General features: G+C 61.4%; 14 protein-coding genes. 6 read left to right on the top strand and 8 right to left on the bottom strand.

What is annotated here, in order from left to right:
• Positions 1–19: 19 nt before the first annotated feature.
• Both C1896_17920 and C1896_17915 read left to right on the top strand, forming a co-directional pair.
• On the top strand, positions 20–1,600 hold the full coding sequence (locus C1896_17920; protein AZZ46626.1) for an alkaline phosphatase: 1,581 nt from the start codon (positions 20–22) through the stop codon (positions 1,598–1,600).
• Between the two features lie 18 nt (positions 1,601–1,618).
• Complete coding sequence (locus C1896_17915; protein AZZ46625.1) at positions 1,619–3,958, top strand: DNA degradation protein EddB; 2,340 nt, start codon at positions 1,619–1,621, stop codon at positions 3,956–3,958.
• A gap of 152 nt (positions 3,959–4,110) precedes the next feature.
• On the opposite strand, the gene C1896_17910 is transcribed toward C1896_17915, so the two are convergent.
• Complete coding sequence (locus C1896_17910; GenBank protein ID AZZ46624.1) at positions 4,111–4,590, bottom strand: transposase; 480 nt, start codon at positions 4,588–4,590, stop codon at positions 4,111–4,113.
• A 168-nt stretch (positions 4,591–4,758) separates the two neighbouring features.
• On the bottom strand, positions 4,759–6,342 hold the full coding sequence (locus tag C1896_17905; GenBank protein ID AZZ46623.1) for a peptide chain release factor 3: 1,584 nt from the start codon (positions 6,340–6,342) through the stop codon (positions 4,759–4,761).
• Between the two features lie 474 nt (positions 6,343–6,816).
• Here C1896_17905 and C1896_17900 point away from each other — a divergent pair, with 474 nt between their 5' ends.
• Positions 6,817–7,980, top strand: a complete 1,164-nt coding sequence (locus C1896_17900) for a type III PLP-dependent enzyme (protein AZZ46622.1) — start codon at positions 6,817–6,819, stop codon at positions 7,978–7,980.
• Positions 7,981–8,146: 166 nt separating this feature from the next.
• On the opposite strand, the gene C1896_17895 is transcribed toward C1896_17900, so the two are convergent.
• Positions 8,147–8,842: a DUF541 domain-containing protein gene (locus tag C1896_17895; protein AZZ46621.1), complete on the bottom strand. Its 696-nt coding sequence runs from the start codon at positions 8,840–8,842 to the stop codon at positions 8,147–8,149.
• A 150-nt stretch (positions 8,843–8,992) separates the two neighbouring features.
• On the opposite strand from C1896_17895, the gene C1896_17890 reads away from it, so the two are divergent.
• From C1896_17890 to C1896_17880, 3 genes are all read left to right on the top strand, one after another.
• On the top strand, positions 8,993–10,249 hold the full coding sequence (locus tag C1896_17890) for a sensor histidine kinase (GenBank protein AZZ46620.1): 1,257 nt from the start codon (positions 8,993–8,995) through the stop codon (positions 10,247–10,249).
• A gap of 32 nt (positions 10,250–10,281) precedes the next feature.
• The gene (locus tag C1896_17885) at positions 10,282–10,842 is read left to right on the top strand and encodes a DNA-binding response regulator (GenBank protein AZZ46619.1); all 561 of its coding nucleotides are present in this window, start codon (positions 10,282–10,284) and stop codon (positions 10,840–10,842) included.
• Between the two features lie 138 nt (positions 10,843–10,980).
• Positions 10,981–11,922, top strand: coding sequence for an AEC family transporter (locus C1896_17880; protein AZZ46618.1), 942 nt, complete (start codon positions 10,981–10,983; stop codon positions 11,920–11,922).
• Positions 11,923–11,938: 16 nt separating this feature from the next.
• Here the strand turns inward: C1896_17880 and C1896_17875 are convergent, their stop codons facing one another.
• The 5 genes from C1896_17875 to C1896_17855 all read right to left on the bottom strand — a co-directional run bounded on the left by C1896_17875 (position 11,939) and on the right by C1896_17855 (position 17,608).
• Positions 11,939–13,030, bottom strand: coding sequence for a sodium:calcium antiporter (locus C1896_17875; protein ID AZZ46617.1), 1,092 nt, complete (start codon positions 13,028–13,030; stop codon positions 11,939–11,941).
• 34 nt (positions 13,031–13,064) lie between these two features.
• Entirely contained in the window at positions 13,065–14,147 is a 1,083-nt protein-coding gene (locus tag C1896_17870) for a sodium:calcium antiporter (protein AZZ46616.1), read from the bottom strand.
• A gap of 20 nt (positions 14,148–14,167) precedes the next feature.
• Positions 14,168–14,548, bottom strand: a complete 381-nt coding sequence (locus C1896_17865) for a septal ring lytic transglycosylase RlpA family lipoprotein (GenBank protein AZZ46615.1) — start codon at positions 14,546–14,548, stop codon at positions 14,168–14,170.
• Between the two features lie 152 nt (positions 14,549–14,700).
• On the bottom strand, positions 14,701–16,146 hold the full coding sequence (gene gatB / locus C1896_17860) for an Asp-tRNA(Asn)/Glu-tRNA(Gln) amidotransferase GatCAB subunit B (GenBank protein AZZ46614.1): 1,446 nt from the start codon (positions 16,144–16,146) through the stop codon (positions 14,701–14,703).
• A gap of 10 nt (positions 16,147–16,156) precedes the next feature.
• Complete coding sequence (locus C1896_17855) at positions 16,157–17,608, bottom strand: Asp-tRNA(Asn)/Glu-tRNA(Gln) amidotransferase GatCAB subunit A (GenBank protein ID AZZ47722.1); 1,452 nt, start codon at positions 17,606–17,608, stop codon at positions 16,157–16,159.

Raw genomic sequence — 17,608 nt, 5'->3', positions numbered from 1 at the left:
TCCGTTGAAGGGGACGACCATGACCGAATCAACCAAACCCGAACTCGACCAGACACGCCGCCGACTTGTTCAAGGCATCGGTGCTGGCCTGGCGCTGCCCGCGCTCGGCGTTTCGCCTGCGATCATCGCAGCGCCCACCGCGCGACCCTGGATCACCGATGGCGTGCAGTCCGGTGACGTGCTCGCTGACCGTGTCGTGATCTGGAGCCGCTGCGATCGCCCGGCGCGGCTGGTGGTGGAGTGGGATACCAGTAGTGGCTTTAACAACGCTCGGCGGATGGTTTCGCCGGTCACCGATGAACGACTCGACTACACCGCGCGTATCGATCTGCGTGGGTTGCCGTCGGATCAGTCGATCTTCTACCGCGCCAGTTTCGAGGACGCCCGCGACCATGCCCGCAGCGAACCCTGGATGGGCCATCTGCGCACTGCACCCAGGCGCGCGCGGGATATCCGCTTCGTCTGGGGCGGCGATACCTGCGGCCAGGGCTGGGGCATCAATGCCGACTTCGGCGGCATGCGCATCTACGAAGCCATGCGCCAGCGCCATCCTGACTTCTTCATCCAGAGTGGCGACGCCATCTATGCCGACGGCGTGATCCAGGCTGAAGTGACCGCTGAGGACGGGCGCCTCTGGCGCAACATCGTCACCGAGGCCAAGACCAAAGTGGCCGAAACGCTGGACGAGTTCCGCGGCAACTACCGCTACAACCTGCTGGACCACAACCTGCGTCAGTTCAACGCTGAAGTGCCGCAGATCTGGCAGTGGGACGACCACGAAGTCACCAACAACTGGTCGCCTGGCAAGGAGCTGGATGAGCGCTATCAGGTCAAGGACATCGGACTGCTCGCCCGTCGCGGTCGTCAGGCGTTTCTCGAATATGCGCCGATGCGCATCACCGGCCGCGACGCGACGGGCCGTGTCTACCGCAAGATCGCCTACGGCCCGCAGCTGGACGTGTTCGTGCTGGACATGCGCAGCTATCGCGGCCCCAACACCCACAATCTGCAACCCGAGCAAGGGCCGGATACCACCTTCCTTGGCCGGCAGCAGTTGGCATGGCTTAAGCGCGAACTGCGCCGCTCACGCGCCACCTGGAAGGTGATCGCAGCCGACATGCCCATTGGCTTGCACGTACCAGACGGCAAGGACGCGGCCGGCAGGGCGCGCTGGGAGGCGATCGCCAACGGACAGGACGGGCCGGCAGCCGGGCGCGAGCTGGAAATCGCTGAACTGCTGGGTTACCTGCGCAAATACCGCGTGCGCAACACGGTCTGGCTGACTGCTGACGTTCACTATTGCGCAGCGCATCACTACCATCCAAACCGCGCGCTATTTCAGGATTTCGATCCGTTCTGGGAGTTCGTTGCCGGGCCCCTCAATGCGGGCAGCTTCGGCCCCAATCCGCTGGATGCCACCTTTGGCCCCGAGCTGGTGTTCCAGAAAGCACCCGCTTATGCCAACGCATCGCCCTACGCCGGTTTTCAGTTCTTCGGTGAAGTGGAAATCGATTCACGCAGCGGCGCCCTGAGCGTCACCCTTCGCGATATCGACGGTGCCTCTGTCTTTTCCAAAACCCTCGAACCCCAACACGCCTGATACCAGGGAGCGACATCCATGCGCCGCAACGACCGCTTCAAGCCGCACCCGCTCACCGCCGCCCTGCTGGCAATCGCCGCAATGGGCGTGCACTCCATGGCATCCGCCGAGCTGCTGATTTCCGAGTACGTAGAGGGCAGCGGCAATAACAAAGCGCTGGAGTTCTACAACGCTGGCGAGACGTCGATTGCCCTCGACGGCTACCGTGTCGACTTCTACTTCAATGGCTCGACCAGCAGCGGCCGGAGCATCAGCCTGGCGGGCGAGGTGGCGCCGGGTGGCGTGCATGTCTTGGCGCACGAGAGCGGCGTCCCTGAGTTGCAGGCCACGGCGAACCAGCGCGGTAGCGGCAGTTGGTACAACGGCGACGATGCGATTGTGCTGCGCGGGCCGTCCGGTGAGATTCTCGACAGCGTCGGCCAGCTCGGCGTCGATCCGGGCAGCAAGTGGGGCTCCGGGCAGACGCAGACGGCTGATCGCACGCTGACCCGCAAAACGTCGGTCCGGGTCGGCGATCAGGACCCCAATGATGCCTTCGATCCGGCCACCGAATGGCAGGGCTATGCGGCCAACACCTTCGCCCAGCTTGGCCAGTACGGCGAAGGTGAACCGGGTGGAGACGACGCAGGCCGGCGTTCCATTGCCGAAGTGCAAGGCGCTGGCGACCTCAGCCCGCTGATCAACCAGCGCGTCACGGTGGAAGGCGTCGTGGTCGCCGACTTCCAGGGTGAGAGCGAGCTGGGCGGCTTCTTCATCCAGGCGCCGGACAGCGAGACCGATGGCAACCCGCTCACCTCCGAAGGCCTGTTCGTCTACGGCTCCGGCAACGGTGTCGATGTAAAGGTGGGCGACCGCGTTCAGGTACGCGCGATGGTCGCTGAATACAACGGCCTCACCGAGCTGACCGCGCCTCAGGTCAGTGTTCTGGCCCGCGCGCAGCCCCTGCCAAGCATGGTGCAGATCAGCCTGCCGCTGTCGGCGCCCGATGCACTGGAGCGTTACGAGGGCATGCAGGTGCGCTTCGCCCAGCCGCTTACGGTCAGCGAGGTCTACAACCTGGGACGTTACGGCGAGCTGGTGCTTTCATCTGGCGGGCGCTTGTGGATACCCACCAACAAGGTATCGCCCGGCGAGCCGGCGCGACAGCTACAGGCACAGAACGACCTCAACCGGATCGTTCTGGATGACGGTCGCAGCGGTCAGAACCCCGACCCGATCCGCTATCCCTCACCGGAACTCGACGCCTACCGCACGCTGCGTGTGGGCTATGAAGTCACTGACGTGCAGGGTGTGCTGCATTACCTGGCCGGAAGCTATCGCGTCCAGCCGACCCAAGCTCCGAGCTTCGTTGCGGCAAACCCCAGGCCGGAGGCGCCAAAGCCCATCGAGGGTCGCTTGCGCGTGGCGAGCTTCAACGTACTCAATTACTTCAACGGCGACGGTCGTGGCGCTGGGTTCCCCACCTCGCGGGGCGCGGATACCCGTGAAGAGTTCAACCGCCAGCGCGACAAGATCATTGCGGCGATTCTGGGTGCCGATGCCCACATCATCGGGCTGATGGAAATCGAGAATGACGGATATGGCGAGCACAGCGCCATCGTCGATCTGGTGGCCGGCCTCAATGCGGCGTCACGGAGCGGGGACCGCTACGCGTTCATCGATCCGAAACGCGAACGGCTCGGCACCGACGCAATTGCCGTCGGCCTGATCTACCGCCAGGACATGGTCAGCCCGCACAAGGATGCCGCGGTGCTGGATGGTTCGGTCGACCCGCGTTTCAACGACACCCGCAATCGCCCGGTGCTCGCACAGACCTTCCGTGAACGCCGTACGGGTGAGCGTTTGACGGTGGCGGTCAATCACCTCAAATCCAAGGGCTCCAGCTGCGACGACCTGGGTGACAAGGACATGGGTGACAGCCAGGGCAACTGCAACCTGACCCGTGTCAAAGCCGCCCAGGCGCTGGTCGCCTGGCTGGGCCGTGATCCTACGCGCTCCTACGATCCGGACCGGCTGATCATCGGCGACCTCAACGCCTATGCGAAGGAGGATCCGATCAATGTGATCAGGGCATCCGGTTACACCGATCTGCTGGCCACCTTCGGCGGCGGAGACGCCTATTCCTACGTGTTCTCCGGCGAGTCCGGCTACCTCGATCACGGCCTGGCCAGCACCAGCCTGACCCCGCAGGTGCGCGGCGCAACCGAATGGCACATCAACGCCGATGAACCGCGGGTGCTGGACTACAACCTCGAGTTCAAGACGCCACGCCAGCACTCGATGCTTTACAGCGCCGGGCCATACCGGGCGTCTGACCACGATCCGCTGGTGATTGGGATTGATTTGAGTCGCAGGTAAGAAGGGCCGCGACATTACCGTGATGCTTCCGACGGCTTGCTTGTACGAGACGTCGGGATCGCCAGCAAGCTGGCTCCTACAGAGTGAGGCGCGACGCCTGGGCTTTTCGTAGGAGCCAGCTTGCTGGCGATCAGCCACCCCCGCGCTGAGCCTTACAACCAAACCGCATCCCACCACGGATAGTCGCCGATACGCTCAACCAGGCCTGCTCGCAACGGGTTGGCGACGACGTACCGCGCAGCGTCGATCAGATCTTCATCTTGGCGCAGCGCACGATCGTGAAACCCCCGCTGCCAGATCCGTGTGCCTGTTTCGCCTGTAATGCGGTTGATGGCTATTGCGCTGCGGGACTTGAAACGCTGGACCACTTTTGGCAACGGCGCCGAACCCAGTTCGATCAGCCAGTGAACATGATCCGGCATGACGACCCAGGCTAATGATTCGACGTGGCGTTCGTCATGGAGGTGGCGCATTTCGCTCACCAGCACTCGGGCTAGCAGCGGGTCGGTGAAGACGGTTTTGCGTCGCTCTGTAACTGCGGTTACCAGGTAAACCTGACCTAGCTCGGAATGTCTGCCGCGACGCAACGCATGGCCGCGGTGGTTGTACTGGCTCTGCACATCCACCTCCATGTGGATCCAGCTATTCAGTCGTGCGTTCAGGTGGCCCGGATCGCCAGCAAGCTGGCTCCTACGAAAAGCCAGCGTGGTCACATCCTGTAGGAGCCAGCTTGCTGGCGATCATGGGGATACCGAAGCGCTCATGATCCTGGCCGAAGCCGCCCCGGCGAAACGTTCCCCTTAGTGATGCTCTCGCGTCGCCCTGAACTTCACATCCGGCCAGCGTTCTTCCATCAGGCTCAGGTTGACCCGCGTCGGCGCCAGGTAAGTCAGATGACCGCCGCCGTCGAGGGCGAGGTTTTCGTAGGCCTTGTCGCTGAATTCCTTCAACTTCTTCTCGTTGTCGCATTCGATCCAGCGGGCCGACCAGACGTTGATCGCCTCATACGCGCACTCGACCTTGTATTCCTCTTTCAGGCGGCTGGCGACGACGTCGAACTGCAGCACGCCCACCGCGCCAAGGATGATGTCGTTGTTGCGCTCCGGGAAGAACACCTGGGTGGCGCCTTCCTCGGCCAGCTCCTGCAAGCCCTGGCGCAGCTGCTTGGATTTCAGCGGGTCCTTCAGACGGACGCGGCGGAACAGTTCCGGTGCGAAGTGCGGAATACCGGTAAAGCCCAGGTTTTCGCCTTCGGTGAAGGTGTCGCCGATCTGGATGGTGCCGTGGTTGTGCAGGCCGATGATGTCGCCGGCCCAGGCTTCTTCCAGTTGCTCGCGCTCGCTAGAGAAGAAGGTCAGGGCGTCGGCGATGCGGATGTCCTTGCCGATGCGCGCGTGGCGCAGCTTCATGCCTTTTTCGTACTTGCCCGAACAGATGCGCATGAAGGCGATGCGGTCGCGGTGCTTGGGGTCCATGTTCGCCTGGATCTTGAAGACGAAGCCGGTGAATTTCTCTTCAACCGGCTCGACCACGCGCTCGTTGGCGGTGCGCGGAAGAGGGCGCGGGGCCCAGTCGACGACCGCATCGAGCACGTGGTCCACACCAAAGTTGCCCAGTGCGGTACCGAAGAATACCGGGGTCAGCTGGCCTTTGATGAATTCGTCCTGGTCGAACTCGTGGCAGGCACCCTGGACCAGCTCGAGCTGTTCGACGAAACGGTCGTACTCGTCGCCGATGTGCTGGCGCGCTTCGTCCGAATCCAGGTTCTGGATGATCTTGACGTCGGTGCGCTCGTGGCCGTGGCCGGGGGTGTAGACGATGATGTAGTCATCGGCCAGGTGATACACACCCTTGAAGTCGCGGTAGCAGCCGATCGGCCAGGTGATGGGGGCTGCCTTAATCTTCAGCACCGCTTCGATCTCGTCGAGCAGTTCGATGGGGTCGCGGATGTCGCGGTCGAGCTTGTTGATGAAGCTGACGATGGGTGTGTCGCGTAGGCGGCAGACGTCCATCAGCGCGATGGTGCGCGGCTCGACGCCTTTACCACCGTCGAGGACCATCAGTGCCGAGTCCACGGCGGTCAGGGTGCGGTAGGTGTCTTCCGAGAAGTCTTCGTGGCCGGGGGTGTCGAGCAGGTTGATCATGTGCTCGCGGTAGGGGAACTGCATCACCGAGGTGGTGATGGAGATGCCGCGCTGCTTTTCCATTTCCATCCAGTCGGAGGTCGCGTGACGGTCGGATTTGCGCGACTTCACGGTACCGGCCACGGCAATGGCCTTGCCCATCAGCAGCAGCTTCTCGGTGATGGTGGTCTTGCCCGCGTCGGGGTGGGAAATGATGGCGAAGGTGCGGCGCTTCGCGACTTCGGCGGCCTGAGAGGTCATGGCGGTCCCGGTATAGAAAGCGTGTCGGAAAAAGCCGGCGATTATAGCGCAAAGGGCGCCTGAGGACTGCCGCGGCCGTGGCGCGGTTAGTCGCGACGGGACGAGACGAACGGAACATCCCCGCTGCGTATCTGTCGGTTTGAATACGGTAGGTTTGCCGAGCGGATAAAAAAGGAGCTGAGTGCGGATTTTTCATTGATCTCAACCAGCTGTGGTTCTAAAGTTCGCGCCCGAACGTCCATGCTGGCAACGATCCATCCGGCTCAAGTACTGACGACGAGAGATCAGGATTCACCAGGTCACCGCCCCGTTGCGATGACCCGGCCGTGATACTCGGCGACATGCCTTGGGAAGTAGGCGAACCAAAGTGGGGAAACTGATCAGGCGTTCTTGTTAGGTCTGTCCGCTTCGCAGTGAAGCCGCGCAGAAGCTAGTCCCCAATCCGACTTTACGTTTCCCGATTTGGAGCCATGCATGTCGATCAAGATCGAAGATTACTATTCCCGATCCACCTTCCAGAAGATGAAGGCCTTCGCTGACCAGCACGAAACGCCGTTCGTGGTCATCGATACCGAAACCATCGACAAGGCGTACGACGATCTGCGCGCCGGTTTCGATTTCGCCAAGGTCTACTACGCGGTGAAGGCTAACCCTGCGGTCGAAATCATCGATCTGCTACGCGACAAGGGCTCGAGCTTCGACATCGCTTCTATCTATGAGCTGGACAAGGTGATGTCCCGCGGTGTCGGCCCTGAGCGCATCAGCTACGGCAACACCATCAAGAAAGCCAAGGACATTCGCTACTTCTATGAAAAGGGTGTGCGCATGTTCGCCACCGACTCGGAAGCCGACCTGCGCAACATCGCCAAGGCCGCACCGGGTTCGAAAGTCTATGTACGCATCCTGACTGAAGGCTCCACCACCGCCGATTGGCCCTTGTCGCGCAAGTTCGGCTGCCAGACCGACATGGCGATGGATCTGTTGATCCTCGCCCGTCAGCTGAAGCTGGAACCCTATGGCATTTCCTTCCACGTCGGTTCGCAGCAGCGCGACATTTCCGTGTGGGACGCCGCGATTGCCAAGGTCAAGGTGATCTTCGAGCGTCTGAAAGAAGAAGACGGCATCGAGCTGAAGATGATCAACATGGGTGGCGGCTTCCCGGCCAACTACATCACTCGTACCAACAGCCTGGAAACCTACGCCGAAGAGATCATCCGTTTCCTCAAGGAAGACTTTGGCGACGAGCTGCCGGAAATCATTCTTGAGCCGGGTCGCTCGCTGATTGCCAACGCCGGCATCCTAGTCAGCGAAGTGGTGCTGGTGGCGCGCAAGTCGCGTACCGCCGTTGAGCGCTGGGTCTACACCGACGTCGGCATGTTCTCCGGCCTGATCGAAACCATGGGCGAAGCCATTAAGTTCCCGATCTGGACCGAGAAGAAGGGCGAGATGGAAGAAGTGGTCATCGCCGGCCCGACTTGCGACAGCGCCGACATCATGTACGAGAACTACAAGTACGGCCTGCCACTGAACCTGGCCATCGGCGATCGCATGTACTGGCTGTCCACCGGTGCTTACACCACCAGCTACAGCGCCGTAGAATTCAACGGATTCCCGCCGCTCAAGGCTTACTACATCTAAGCGTCATCGCCATGCAAAACGCCGCGAAGTTCGCGGCGTTTTTGTGTCTGATATCAAGCTGGTTCTAACGTTTTATCAACGTGGTCTGGTGACCATCCCCGACGCTTGTTGCGAGCCGTAATGTCTGGTTAAAGACGCGGCCCATTGTGGGCCGCGTGGCATGGCTTCAGGGCATCTGCACTTCGATCACACCATCGGCATTGATACTGATCTGCCGGGTGCCGGCTTCTACATCCGGCGTAGGCATGGCGTCCATGCTCTTCATCGACACGCTGCGCATCATCTCGGGCTGAAAATTGCCGGCGCTAGTGAGGTTGAGGCTGACGATCTTGTAGTCGTTGCCGCCCAGCGCCTCGGTCGCCAGCTGCGCGCGGGCGCGGAAGGCGGTTACCGCATCTTTGAGCAAGGCGTCTTCGTTCTGTTGGCGGATCGAGTCAGACACGCTGAAATACATGCTGCCCATCTTCAGGTCTTGCATCAGCTCTCCGGTGAGCTTGGAGAGCGCGGCGAAGTCTCCACTTTCCAGGCGCAGTTCGGCGCGTTCACGCCAAGCGGTGATCTGCTGACCCTTTTCCTCATAGACGGGGTAGCTGCTACGGCTGCCCTGACTGACTTCGACCTCTTTCGCCTGCCGGGCGCGTTGCAGTGCCTTGTTCATCGTCCTAGTCGTTTGCGCTGCCAGCTGTGCCGGGTCCTCGTGCTGCGACTCGGTGAACAGCGTCACATGCATGCGGTCCTGGGCGACCTCGCTGCTGGCCTCGGCGCGCAGGGAAATCTGATTGTAATGTTGCTCGTCGGCTACAGCGGGAAGGCAGGCTATGCAGGCCAACAGCGCAATGCTGCGCGGAACGGAAACGAACATGGGAACTCCTGAATTCGAGGGCACCAACGGTGCGGCGCAAAGACTTTAGCCCTTTGCTCGCCAGTGCGCAGTTTTTCCGTGCGGCGCGTTGCCGCAGACAGGCTGTGTTTCGGGCGGCTTGGTTATACTCGTGACTCCTTTGGAGACCCCATGTACGCATCCGTTCACCTGCTGTCTGCCAGCCGCCAGAATCTCCGTCTGCTCACTCTGATCCGCGTCCTCGTGCTGGCTGCCCAGGCCGGTGCGGTAGGGCTCGCATACGCCACCCAGCTGTTCGGTCTGCCGTGGTTTCATCTGGGGGTCACGCTTGGTGTTTCAGCGCTGATCTGTCTGGGTACGGCGTTGCGGCTGCGCGGACCTTGGCCGGTGACGGAGCTTGAATATGCCGGGCACCTGGCGACCGATCTGTTGATCCACAGCGCCCTGCTGTATTACTCGGGCGGCTCGACCAATCCATTCGTTTCTTACTACCTGGTGCCGCTTACCATTGCGGCGGCAACGCTGCCGTGGCTGTATTCGGTGGCGTTGTCTGGACTCGCGCTTGCTGGATACACCTTGATGCTGGTGTGGTACGACCCGGTCATCGTGCCACCGGTCGATCGCACCACGTTGCTGGTCTATGGCATGTGGCTGAGTTTCGCGCTGGCGGCGGCGCTGATCACTTTTTTCGTGGCGCGCATGGCCGAACAACTGCGCCGTCAGGAGCAGCTTCAAGCTCAGCGTCGTGAAGAAAGCATGCGCGATCAGCAGCTGTTGGCCGTGGCGACGCAGGCCGCGGGAGCCGCTCATGAGCTGGGCACGCCATTGGCGACCATGAGTGTGCTGCTCAAGGAGTTGCGTCAGGATTACAAGGAGCCTGCGGAGCTCAGCGAGGATTTGGCATTGCTGCAATCGCAGGTTCAATTGTGCAAAGACAGCCTGCGCCAGCTGGTCCGTGCGGCTGAAGCCGATCGTCGCCAGGCCATCGTCGAACAGACCGTACGTGAATGGGTCGAGTCGGTGTTGCAGCGCTGGCATCTGATGCATCCGGAAGCCACCTATCGTTTCCAGTGCCTGGGCAAAGGCACTCCACCACGCCTGATGCCCCCGGCGGATCTAGGGCAATCGCTGCTCAACCTGTTGAACAACGCCACCGATGCCAGCCCGGACAACCTGGACATTCGTCTGGATTGGGACGCACAGTGGATCAGATTGACCATCCGCGACCACGGCGCGGGTGTACCGCTGGCTATCGCCGAACAGATCGGCAGGCCGTTCATCACAACCAAGGGCAAGGGGTTTGGTCTTGGCCTGTTCCTGAGTCAGGCGAGCGTTACGCGCGCCGGTGGCACTGTGAAGCTTTACAATCACGAAGAGGGTGGCACCCTGACCGAGCTGCGTCTGCCGCATGGCTCGGTTCGGGCCTGACCAGACGTGATCATTACGCGAGGAATGCAAACATGACCGAAGAGTTGCAGCACGAAGGCGAAGAACAGCCTCATCTGCTGCTGGTAGACGACGACCCGACCTTTACTCGCGTCATGGCACGCGCCATGAGCCGCCGCGGTCTGCACGTCAGCATTGCCGGGTCGGCGGAAGAAGGCTTGGAGATGGCCAAGCAGGAGCTACCTGATTACGCGGTGCTGGACCTGAAAATGGAGGGGGACTCCGGGCTGGTGCTGCTCCCTAAGCTTCTCGAGCTGGATCCGGAAATGAAGGTGCTGATCCTGACCGGGTATTCGAGCATCGCCACTGCCGTGGAAGCGATCAAGCGTGGGGCATGCAACTACCTGTGCAAGCCCGCCGACGCAGACGACGTGCTGGCGGCATTGCTCTCCAAACATGCCGATCTGGATACGCTGGTGCCGGAAAACCCCATGTCGGTGGATCGCCTGCAGTGGGAGCACATCCAGCGAGTGCTTGCCGAGCACGACGGCAATATTTCCGCTACCGCTCGCGCGCTAGGGATGCACCGTCGCACCCTGCAGCGCAAACTGCAGAAGCGCCCCGTGCGGCGCTGATCGCCATACACGCCAGCGCCAATGGTTTCTCCCTTGGCGCAGCGCTCGTTCAATGCCGGATCGATAGCTGGCCATGGCTCGATCCGGCATGTTCATTCCCGTATCGTCCCGTCCTGACTCTACTTTTCGAGCCTCGCCATGCTGCCCATGGTTCTGCAGACCCTGAGCGTGACCGCTCCGGTATTCGTGATGCTGTTCATCGGCGTCGCATTGATGCGTCTGCGCTTGATCGATGGCGCGTTCATTCACACCGCATCAACGCTGGTGTTCAAGGCCACGATGCCAACCCTGCTGTTCCTTTCGGTCATCAAGGCGGACCTTAGCGCCGCGCTTCAGCCAACACTGCTCGTCTATTACGTTGCCGCTACGGTGGGAGGATTTCTGCTGGCTTGGGCCTGGGCGCTTTGGCGCTGCCCGGTCGCCGACCGCGGCGTCTATGTACAAGGCGCCTTCCGCGGCAATAACGGAGTGGTGGGGCTGGCGTTGGCGACCAGCCTCTACGGCGACTACGGGCTGTCACTAGGCGGTGTGCTGGCTGGTTTGGTAATCCTCTTGTACAACAGCCTGTCCGCGGTGGTCCTGGCTATCTATAGCCCGGATGGCCAGGCCGATGCCGGGGCGATCATTCGCAGCATCTTGCGCAACCCGCTGATTATCGGGGTGACTGCGGCGATCCCTTTCGCCTACTGGCAAATCGCATTGCCCGACTGGCTGATGACATCGGGTCAGTATTTCGCCCAGCTGACGTTGCCGCTGGCTCTGATCTGCATCGGCGGCACCCTGTCGATTTCGGTGTTGCGCGAAAGCAGCAGCGTCGCGATGAGCTCGAGCCTGATGAAGATGGTCTGGTTTCCGGCGTTGGCGACGCTAGGCGCCTGGCTATGCGGCTTTCGTGGCGCTGAACTGGGGATCCTGTTTCTCTACTTCGGCTGCCCGACGGCATCGTCCAGCTTCGTTATGGCGCGGGCGGTTAATTCCAACCATCAGCTGGCCGCTACCATCATCGTCATCACCACACTCGGTGCGGCGTTAACGATCAATGTCGGGTTGTTCCTCTTGGGCTGGGCCGGCTGGATCTAACCAGCCGGCGTGACCATCAGACGCGCTGGGCCTTCCAGGCCCGTCCGGCAATCACCACCAGGGTCACCGCAGTCAGCGGTAACACATAGCCGATCATGGCGTCGCCGAACACTTCGGCCAACGGGCGGCCGGTGCTGACCAGCACCAGATAGAGCGTATAGGCCACGTAGTAGGCGAGGAAGAGCAGACCTTCCCAGCGATTGATGGTGTAACCGCTGAAGAAGATCGGCAGGCAGGCCAGGGCAACGGCAATCATGACCGGGAAGTCGAATGCCAATGCGTTGGCGGCCACGCCGATCGCGTCCGGGGATACCAGCGAGGCCAGCCCCAGCACACACAGTAGGTTGAAGATATTGCTGCCGACGATGTTGCCGACCGCGATATCCCGTTCGCCGCGTATGGCAGCGAGGATGGAAGTGGCCAGCTCGGGGAGCGACGTGCCGACGGCGATGACCGTCAGGCCGATAACCAGTTCCGATAGGCCCAGCGTGCGAGCGAGGGACACGGCACCTTCCACCAGAAAATTCGAGCCAGTCACCAGCAGAACCAGGCCGGCAACCACCAGGCCGGCGTTAATCAGCGAGGCATAACGCTTGGGTGTTTCGTCGAGACCGAACTCCTTGGCGAACTCGTCGTCGGCTGTGGCCGCAGCAGTGGCACGACGGCTGCTGATGATCAGAAACAGCGTGTAGGCGATCACCGCTGAAAACAGCAATGCACCGTCAAGGCGACTGAGCGAGCCATCCCACGCCAGGGCGTAGGTGACCAGGCTGGCACCAATCATGATGGGCACGTCGAGTCGAATCAGCTGGCGAGAAACGATCAGCGGTGCGACCAGCGACGTCACGCCGAGAATCAGCAGAACGTTGGCGATGTTGCTGCCGAGCACGTTGCCGATGGCGATGTCGCCGCTGCCGTTGAGAGCAGCCTGCACGCTAACTGCGGTTTCCGGTGCGCTGGTGCCAAAGGCGACCACGGTGAGACCGATGATCAGCGGTGGGATACCGAACTGAGCGGCCAGTTTGGCAGCGCCCCGCACCAACACCTCGGCCCCGGCTACGAGAAGTACCAGACCGGCTATCAGATAAACAAAGGTCATTGCGGACACGAAAATAAGGCTCCAGAAGGGGGAGGGATAATGCTTAGCGCTGGCGTTTCCAGGCGCGCAGGAAGATCACCAAAAGCGTGATGGCGGTCAAGGGCAATACGTACCAAGTCATTGCATGGCGCAGCAGATTGATCGCCGGTAGCCCAGTGGAAAACATGATCAGGTAGAGCGTATAGGCGACGTAATAACCAAAGAACATGGTGCCTTCCCACCGATTGATGCGGTACCCGGAAAAGAAGATCGGCAGGCAGGCTGCGGACACGGCAAGCATCACGGGCAGGTCGAACGCTAAGGCATTTGGCGAAATGGAAAGGCCTTCGGGCGAAATCGCAGCTCCGGCGCCCAGCACCAGCAACAGGTTGAAGATGCAACTGCCGACGATATTGCCCACAGCGATGTCCCGCTCACCGCGGTAGACCGCCAGCAGCGAGGTGGCGAGTTCGGGCATGGATGTTCCGACGGCGATGACGGTCAGGCCAATGACCAGCTCCGACAATCCCAGCGTCCGAGCCAGGGCCACCGCGCCCTCGATGAGCAGGTTGGAGCCCAGAATCAGCAAACTGAGGCCGAGCAGCACCAACGTCAACTGGAGAATCCACCCGAGCGGCTTGGCGCTACGGTCTGCGCCGTATTCATCACGGAACTCATCGGACTGCAGGCGCGCTTCTCGCTTGCTTGCGATCACAAGAAAGCCCGTATAGACCAGCAGCAGCGCGAGCAGGATCAGGCCGTCTATCTGGCTGATGCGGCCATTCCACGCCAGTGCGAAAGTCAGCAGACCTGCACCGATCATTACCGGTACGTCGAGGCGTACCAATTGGCGAGACACCACCAACGGCGCTATCAGGGCCGACAGGCCGAGAATGAGCAGGATGTTGGCGATGTTGCTGCCGAGCACATTGCCGACGGCGATATCCCCGTTGCCATTCAGAGAGGCTTGGATGCTCACCGCCGTTTCCGGTGCGCTGGTGCCGAACGCAACCACGGTCAAGCCGATGATCAGTGGCGAAACGCCGAAGCGTGCAGCCAGTTTGGAGGCGCCACGTACCAGCGCTTCAGCGCCAACGACCAGCAGCACAAGGCCGCCGATCAGGTAGGCCAGGGTCATCAAACTCATCAGTGTTCCTTTGAAGGCAATCAGTCCAGCGTTTCGATCTTTACCGGGGCGATGCCCTCGTCGAGCAGATCGATTCGATTCGCCGCCACTCGTGACAGATCGATGATTCGGCCCGGCTTGAAGGGTCCGCGATCATTGATGCGCACGGTGACTTGCTTGCCGTTTTCCAGGTTAGTGACCTGCACACGCGTGTCGAAGGGCAGCGTTTTGTGTGCGGCCACCAATTCGTTCTGGTTGAACGTTTCTCCGCTGGCCGTTTCCTTCCCTTGGAAGCTGCGGGCGTAATACGAAGCCTTGCCCTTCTGGATGACGGTGCTTTCGGTGGCGTCTGCCTCTGGTGACTCCGCACAGCCAGCGGCAAAGGCAAGCAGGATCGGGACGGTCAGTATTCGGGTTTGCATAAGCAATCCTTCCTGAACGGATCAGGCTGCAGTTACTGGTTCGGTCTTGTCAGCTTTGGATCGTCGACCTGCGCCACCGTTCACTCGACAATGAGGTTGCAGTGGCCAAGGTGGGGTTCAACAAGAAACGGGCCCTGTCGGGCCCGTGTCGGTCAGCCTTCCAGTTTGCTCTTGAGCAACTGGTTGACCTGAGCGGGGTTGGCCTTGCCCTTTGAGGCTTTCATGGCCTGGCCGACGAAGAAGCCGAACATCTTGCCGCGCTTGGCTTCGTCGCTGGCGCGGTACTGCTCGACCTGCTCGGCATTGGCGGCTAGCACCTCGTCCAGCATCTTTTCGATGGCACCGGAATCGGTGACCTGCTTGAGGCCCTTCTTCTCGATGATCTCGTCAGCCGAGCCTTCGCCGGCAGCCATCGCTTCGAAGACCATCTTGGCGATTTTGCCGCTGATGGTGTTGTCCTTGATGCGCAGGATCATGCCGCCCAGTTGCTCGGCCGATACTGGAGACTGCTCGATGTCCAGCCCTTCCTTGTTCAGCAGGCTGGAGAGTTCGCCCATGACCCAGTTCGCGGCCAGCTTGGCGTCACCGCAGACCTTCTGCACGGCCTCGAAGTAATCGGCCATCTCACGGCTGGCCGCCAGTACGTCGGCGTCATAGGCGGACAGGCCGAACTCGCGCTCGAAACGCTCGCGCTTCTGCACCGGCAGTTCCGGCAGGCAGGCACGAATTTCATCGAGAAAGCTCTGCTCGATCACGACCGGCAGCAGATCGGGGCAGGGGAAGTAGCGGTAGTCGTTGGCTTCTTCCTTGCTGCGCATGGAGCGCGTCTCGTCCTTGTTCGGGTCGTACAGGCGGGTTTCCTGGACCACCTTGCCGCCGTCTTCGATCAACTCGATCTGACGCTGCACTTCGTGGTTGATCGCCTTTTCGATGAAGCGGAAGGAGTTGACGTTCTTGATCTCGGCGCGAGTGCCGAACTCGGCTTGGCCTTTCGGGCGCACCGAAACGTTGCAGTCGCAACGCAGCGAACCTTCGGCCATGTTGCCGTCGCAGATGCCGAGATAACGCACCAGAGCATGGATGGCTTTCACGTAGGCCACCGCTTCCTTCGCCGAGCGAATGTCCGGCTCGGAGACGATCTCCAGCAGAGGCGTGCCAGCGCGGTTCAGGTCGATGCCGCTCATGCCCTGGAAGTCTTCGTGCAGGCTCTTGCCGGCATCCTCTTCCAGATGCGCGCGGGTGATGCCGATACGGCGGGTGGTGCCATCTTCCAAGGTGATGTCCAGATAACCCTTGCCGACGATGGGATGGTCCATCTGGCTGGTCTGGTAGCCCTTGGGGAGGTCGGGGTAGAAGTAATTCTTGCGCGCAAAGACGTTCTTGTCGGCGATCTCGGCATCAATCGCCAGGCCGAACTTGCAGGCCATGCGCACCGCTTCTGCGTTGAGTACCGGCAAGGTGCCGGGCATGCCCAGGTCGATCAGGCTGGCCTGGGTGTTGGGCTCGGCACCAAAGGTAGTGGCGCTGCCGGAAAAGATCTTCGATTGAGTCGCGAGCTGTGCGTGGATCTCCAGCCCGATCACGGTTTCCCATTGCATGTGTTCGTCCTCAGAATCCGCTCGGTGCTTGTTTATGCCACTCGGTGACCTGCTGGTACTGGTGAGCAACGTTGAGCAGGCGGCTTTCCTGGAAATATGGGGCCAGCAACTGCACGCCCACCGGCAGACCGTCGATGAAGCCCGCCGGCATGGAGAGGCCCGGGATGCCCGCAAGGTTGGCGGTGATGGTGTAGATGTCTTCGAGGTAGGCCGAGACCGGGTCGTTGTTCTTCTCGCCAAGCTTCCATGCCAGATTCGGTGTGGTCGGACCGAGGATCACATCCACCTCATCGAAGGCGCTGACGAAGTCGTTCTTGATCAGGCGGCGGATCTTCTGTGCCTTCAAGTAGTAGGCGTCGTAATAGCCCGCTGACAGCGCATAGGTGCCGACCATGATGCGGCGGCGGACTTCGTCACCGAAGCCTTCGGCGCGGGAACGCTTGTATAGATCGGTCAGATCCACCGGGTTCTCGCAGCGATAGCCGAAGCGCACGCCGTCGAAGCGGGACAGGTTGGAGCTGGCCTCGGCTGGCGCGATCACGTAGTAAGAAGGGATCGCGTGCTGCATGTTCGGCAGGCTGATCTCCTTCACCGTGGCACCGAGCTTCTTCAGCTCCTCGACCGCCACCATTACCGCGTCGGCGATCTTGCTATCGAGACCATCACCGAAATATTCCTTCGGCAGGCCGACACGCAGGCCGGTCAACGGCTTGGTCAACGCGCCGAGATAGTCGTCCAGCGGCTGGTCGACACTGGTTGAATCCTTCGGGTCGAAACCCGCCATGGTGCCGAGCATCAAAGCGCAGTCTTCAGCCGTGCGGGCAATTGGGCCGCCCTGGTCGAGGCTGGAGGCATAGGCGATCATGCCCCAGCGTGAAACACGTCCGTAGGTGGGCTTGAGGCCGGTAAGGTTGGTCAGCGCAGCCGGTTGACGAATCGAGCCGCCGGTATCGCTGCCGGTCGCAGCAGGCAGCAGGCGCGCCGCGACGGCTGCAGCGGAACCACCGGACGAGCCGCCGGGTACGCGGCTCGTGTCCCAAGGGTTCTTCACGGCGCCGTAGTAGCTCGACTCGTTGGCCGAGCCCATGGCGAATTCATCCATGTTCAGCTTGCCCAGCGAGACTGCGCCAGCAGCAGAGAGACGTTCGACGACCGTGGCGTCGTAGGGTGCTTGAAAATTGTCGAGAATCTTCGAGCCGCAGCTGGTGCGAATGCCCTGGGTGCAGAACAGGTCTTTATGACCGATCGGTGCACCAAGCAGCGCGCCGTTCTCGCCATTGGCACGGCGCGCATCGGCCGCCTTGGCCTGGCCAAGCGCCCGCTCTTCGGTCACGGTGATGAAACTGTTCAGTTGCGGATCGAGCTGCTGGATGCGGGCCAGCAGCGAACGGGTCAGCTCCTCGGCGGAGAACTGCTTGTCTGTCAGCGCGCGGGCGATCTCGGCGAGGGTCAGTTGATGCAT

It is taken from the genome of Pseudomonadaceae bacterium SI-3 (assembly GCA_004010935.1).
Taxonomy (GTDB): Bacteria; Pseudomonadota; Gammaproteobacteria; order Pseudomonadales; family Pseudomonadaceae; genus Stutzerimonas.
The sequence above is the reverse complement of the archived record's forward strand: the minus strand, read 5'-3'. Positions and strand labels throughout refer to the sequence as shown.

Coding starts and splice junctions, on each gene's coding strand:
- C1896_17895 (AZZ46621.1), bottom strand. CDS start 8,842: ATGTTCGTTTCCGTTCCGCGCAGCATTGCGCTGTTGGCCTGCATAGCC.
- C1896_17855 (AZZ47722.1), bottom strand. CDS start 17,608: ATGCATCAACTGACCCTCGCCGAGATCGCCCGCGCGCTGACAGACAAG.
- C1896_17910 (AZZ46624.1), bottom strand. CDS start 4,590: ATGGAGGTGGATGTGCAGAGCCAGTACAACCACCGCGGCCATGCGTTG.
- C1896_17885 (AZZ46619.1), top strand. CDS start 10,282: ATGACCGAAGAGTTGCAGCACGAAGGCGAAGAACAGCCTCATCTGCTG.
- gatB (AZZ46614.1), bottom strand. CDS start 16,146: ATGCAATGGGAAACCGTGATCGGGCTGGAGATCCACGCACAGCTCGCG.
- C1896_17920 (AZZ46626.1), top strand. CDS start 20: ATGACCGAATCAACCAAACCCGAACTCGACCAGACACGCCGCCGACTT.
- C1896_17880 (AZZ46618.1), top strand. CDS start 10,981: ATGCTGCCCATGGTTCTGCAGACCCTGAGCGTGACCGCTCCGGTATTC.
- C1896_17905 (AZZ46623.1), bottom strand. CDS start 6,342: ATGACCTCTCAGGCCGCCGAAGTCGCGAAGCGCCGCACCTTCGCCATC.
- C1896_17915 (AZZ46625.1), top strand. CDS start 1,619: ATGCGCCGCAACGACCGCTTCAAGCCGCACCCGCTCACCGCCGCCCTG.
- C1896_17900 (AZZ46622.1), top strand. CDS start 6,817: ATGTCGATCAAGATCGAAGATTACTATTCCCGATCCACCTTCCAGAAG.
- C1896_17890 (AZZ46620.1), top strand. CDS start 8,993: ATGTACGCATCCGTTCACCTGCTGTCTGCCAGCCGCCAGAATCTCCGT.
- C1896_17870 (AZZ46616.1), bottom strand. CDS start 14,147: ATGAGTTTGATGACCCTGGCCTACCTGATCGGCGGCCTTGTGCTGCTG.
- C1896_17865 (AZZ46615.1), bottom strand. CDS start 14,548: ATGCAAACCCGAATACTGACCGTCCCGATCCTGCTTGCCTTTGCCGCT.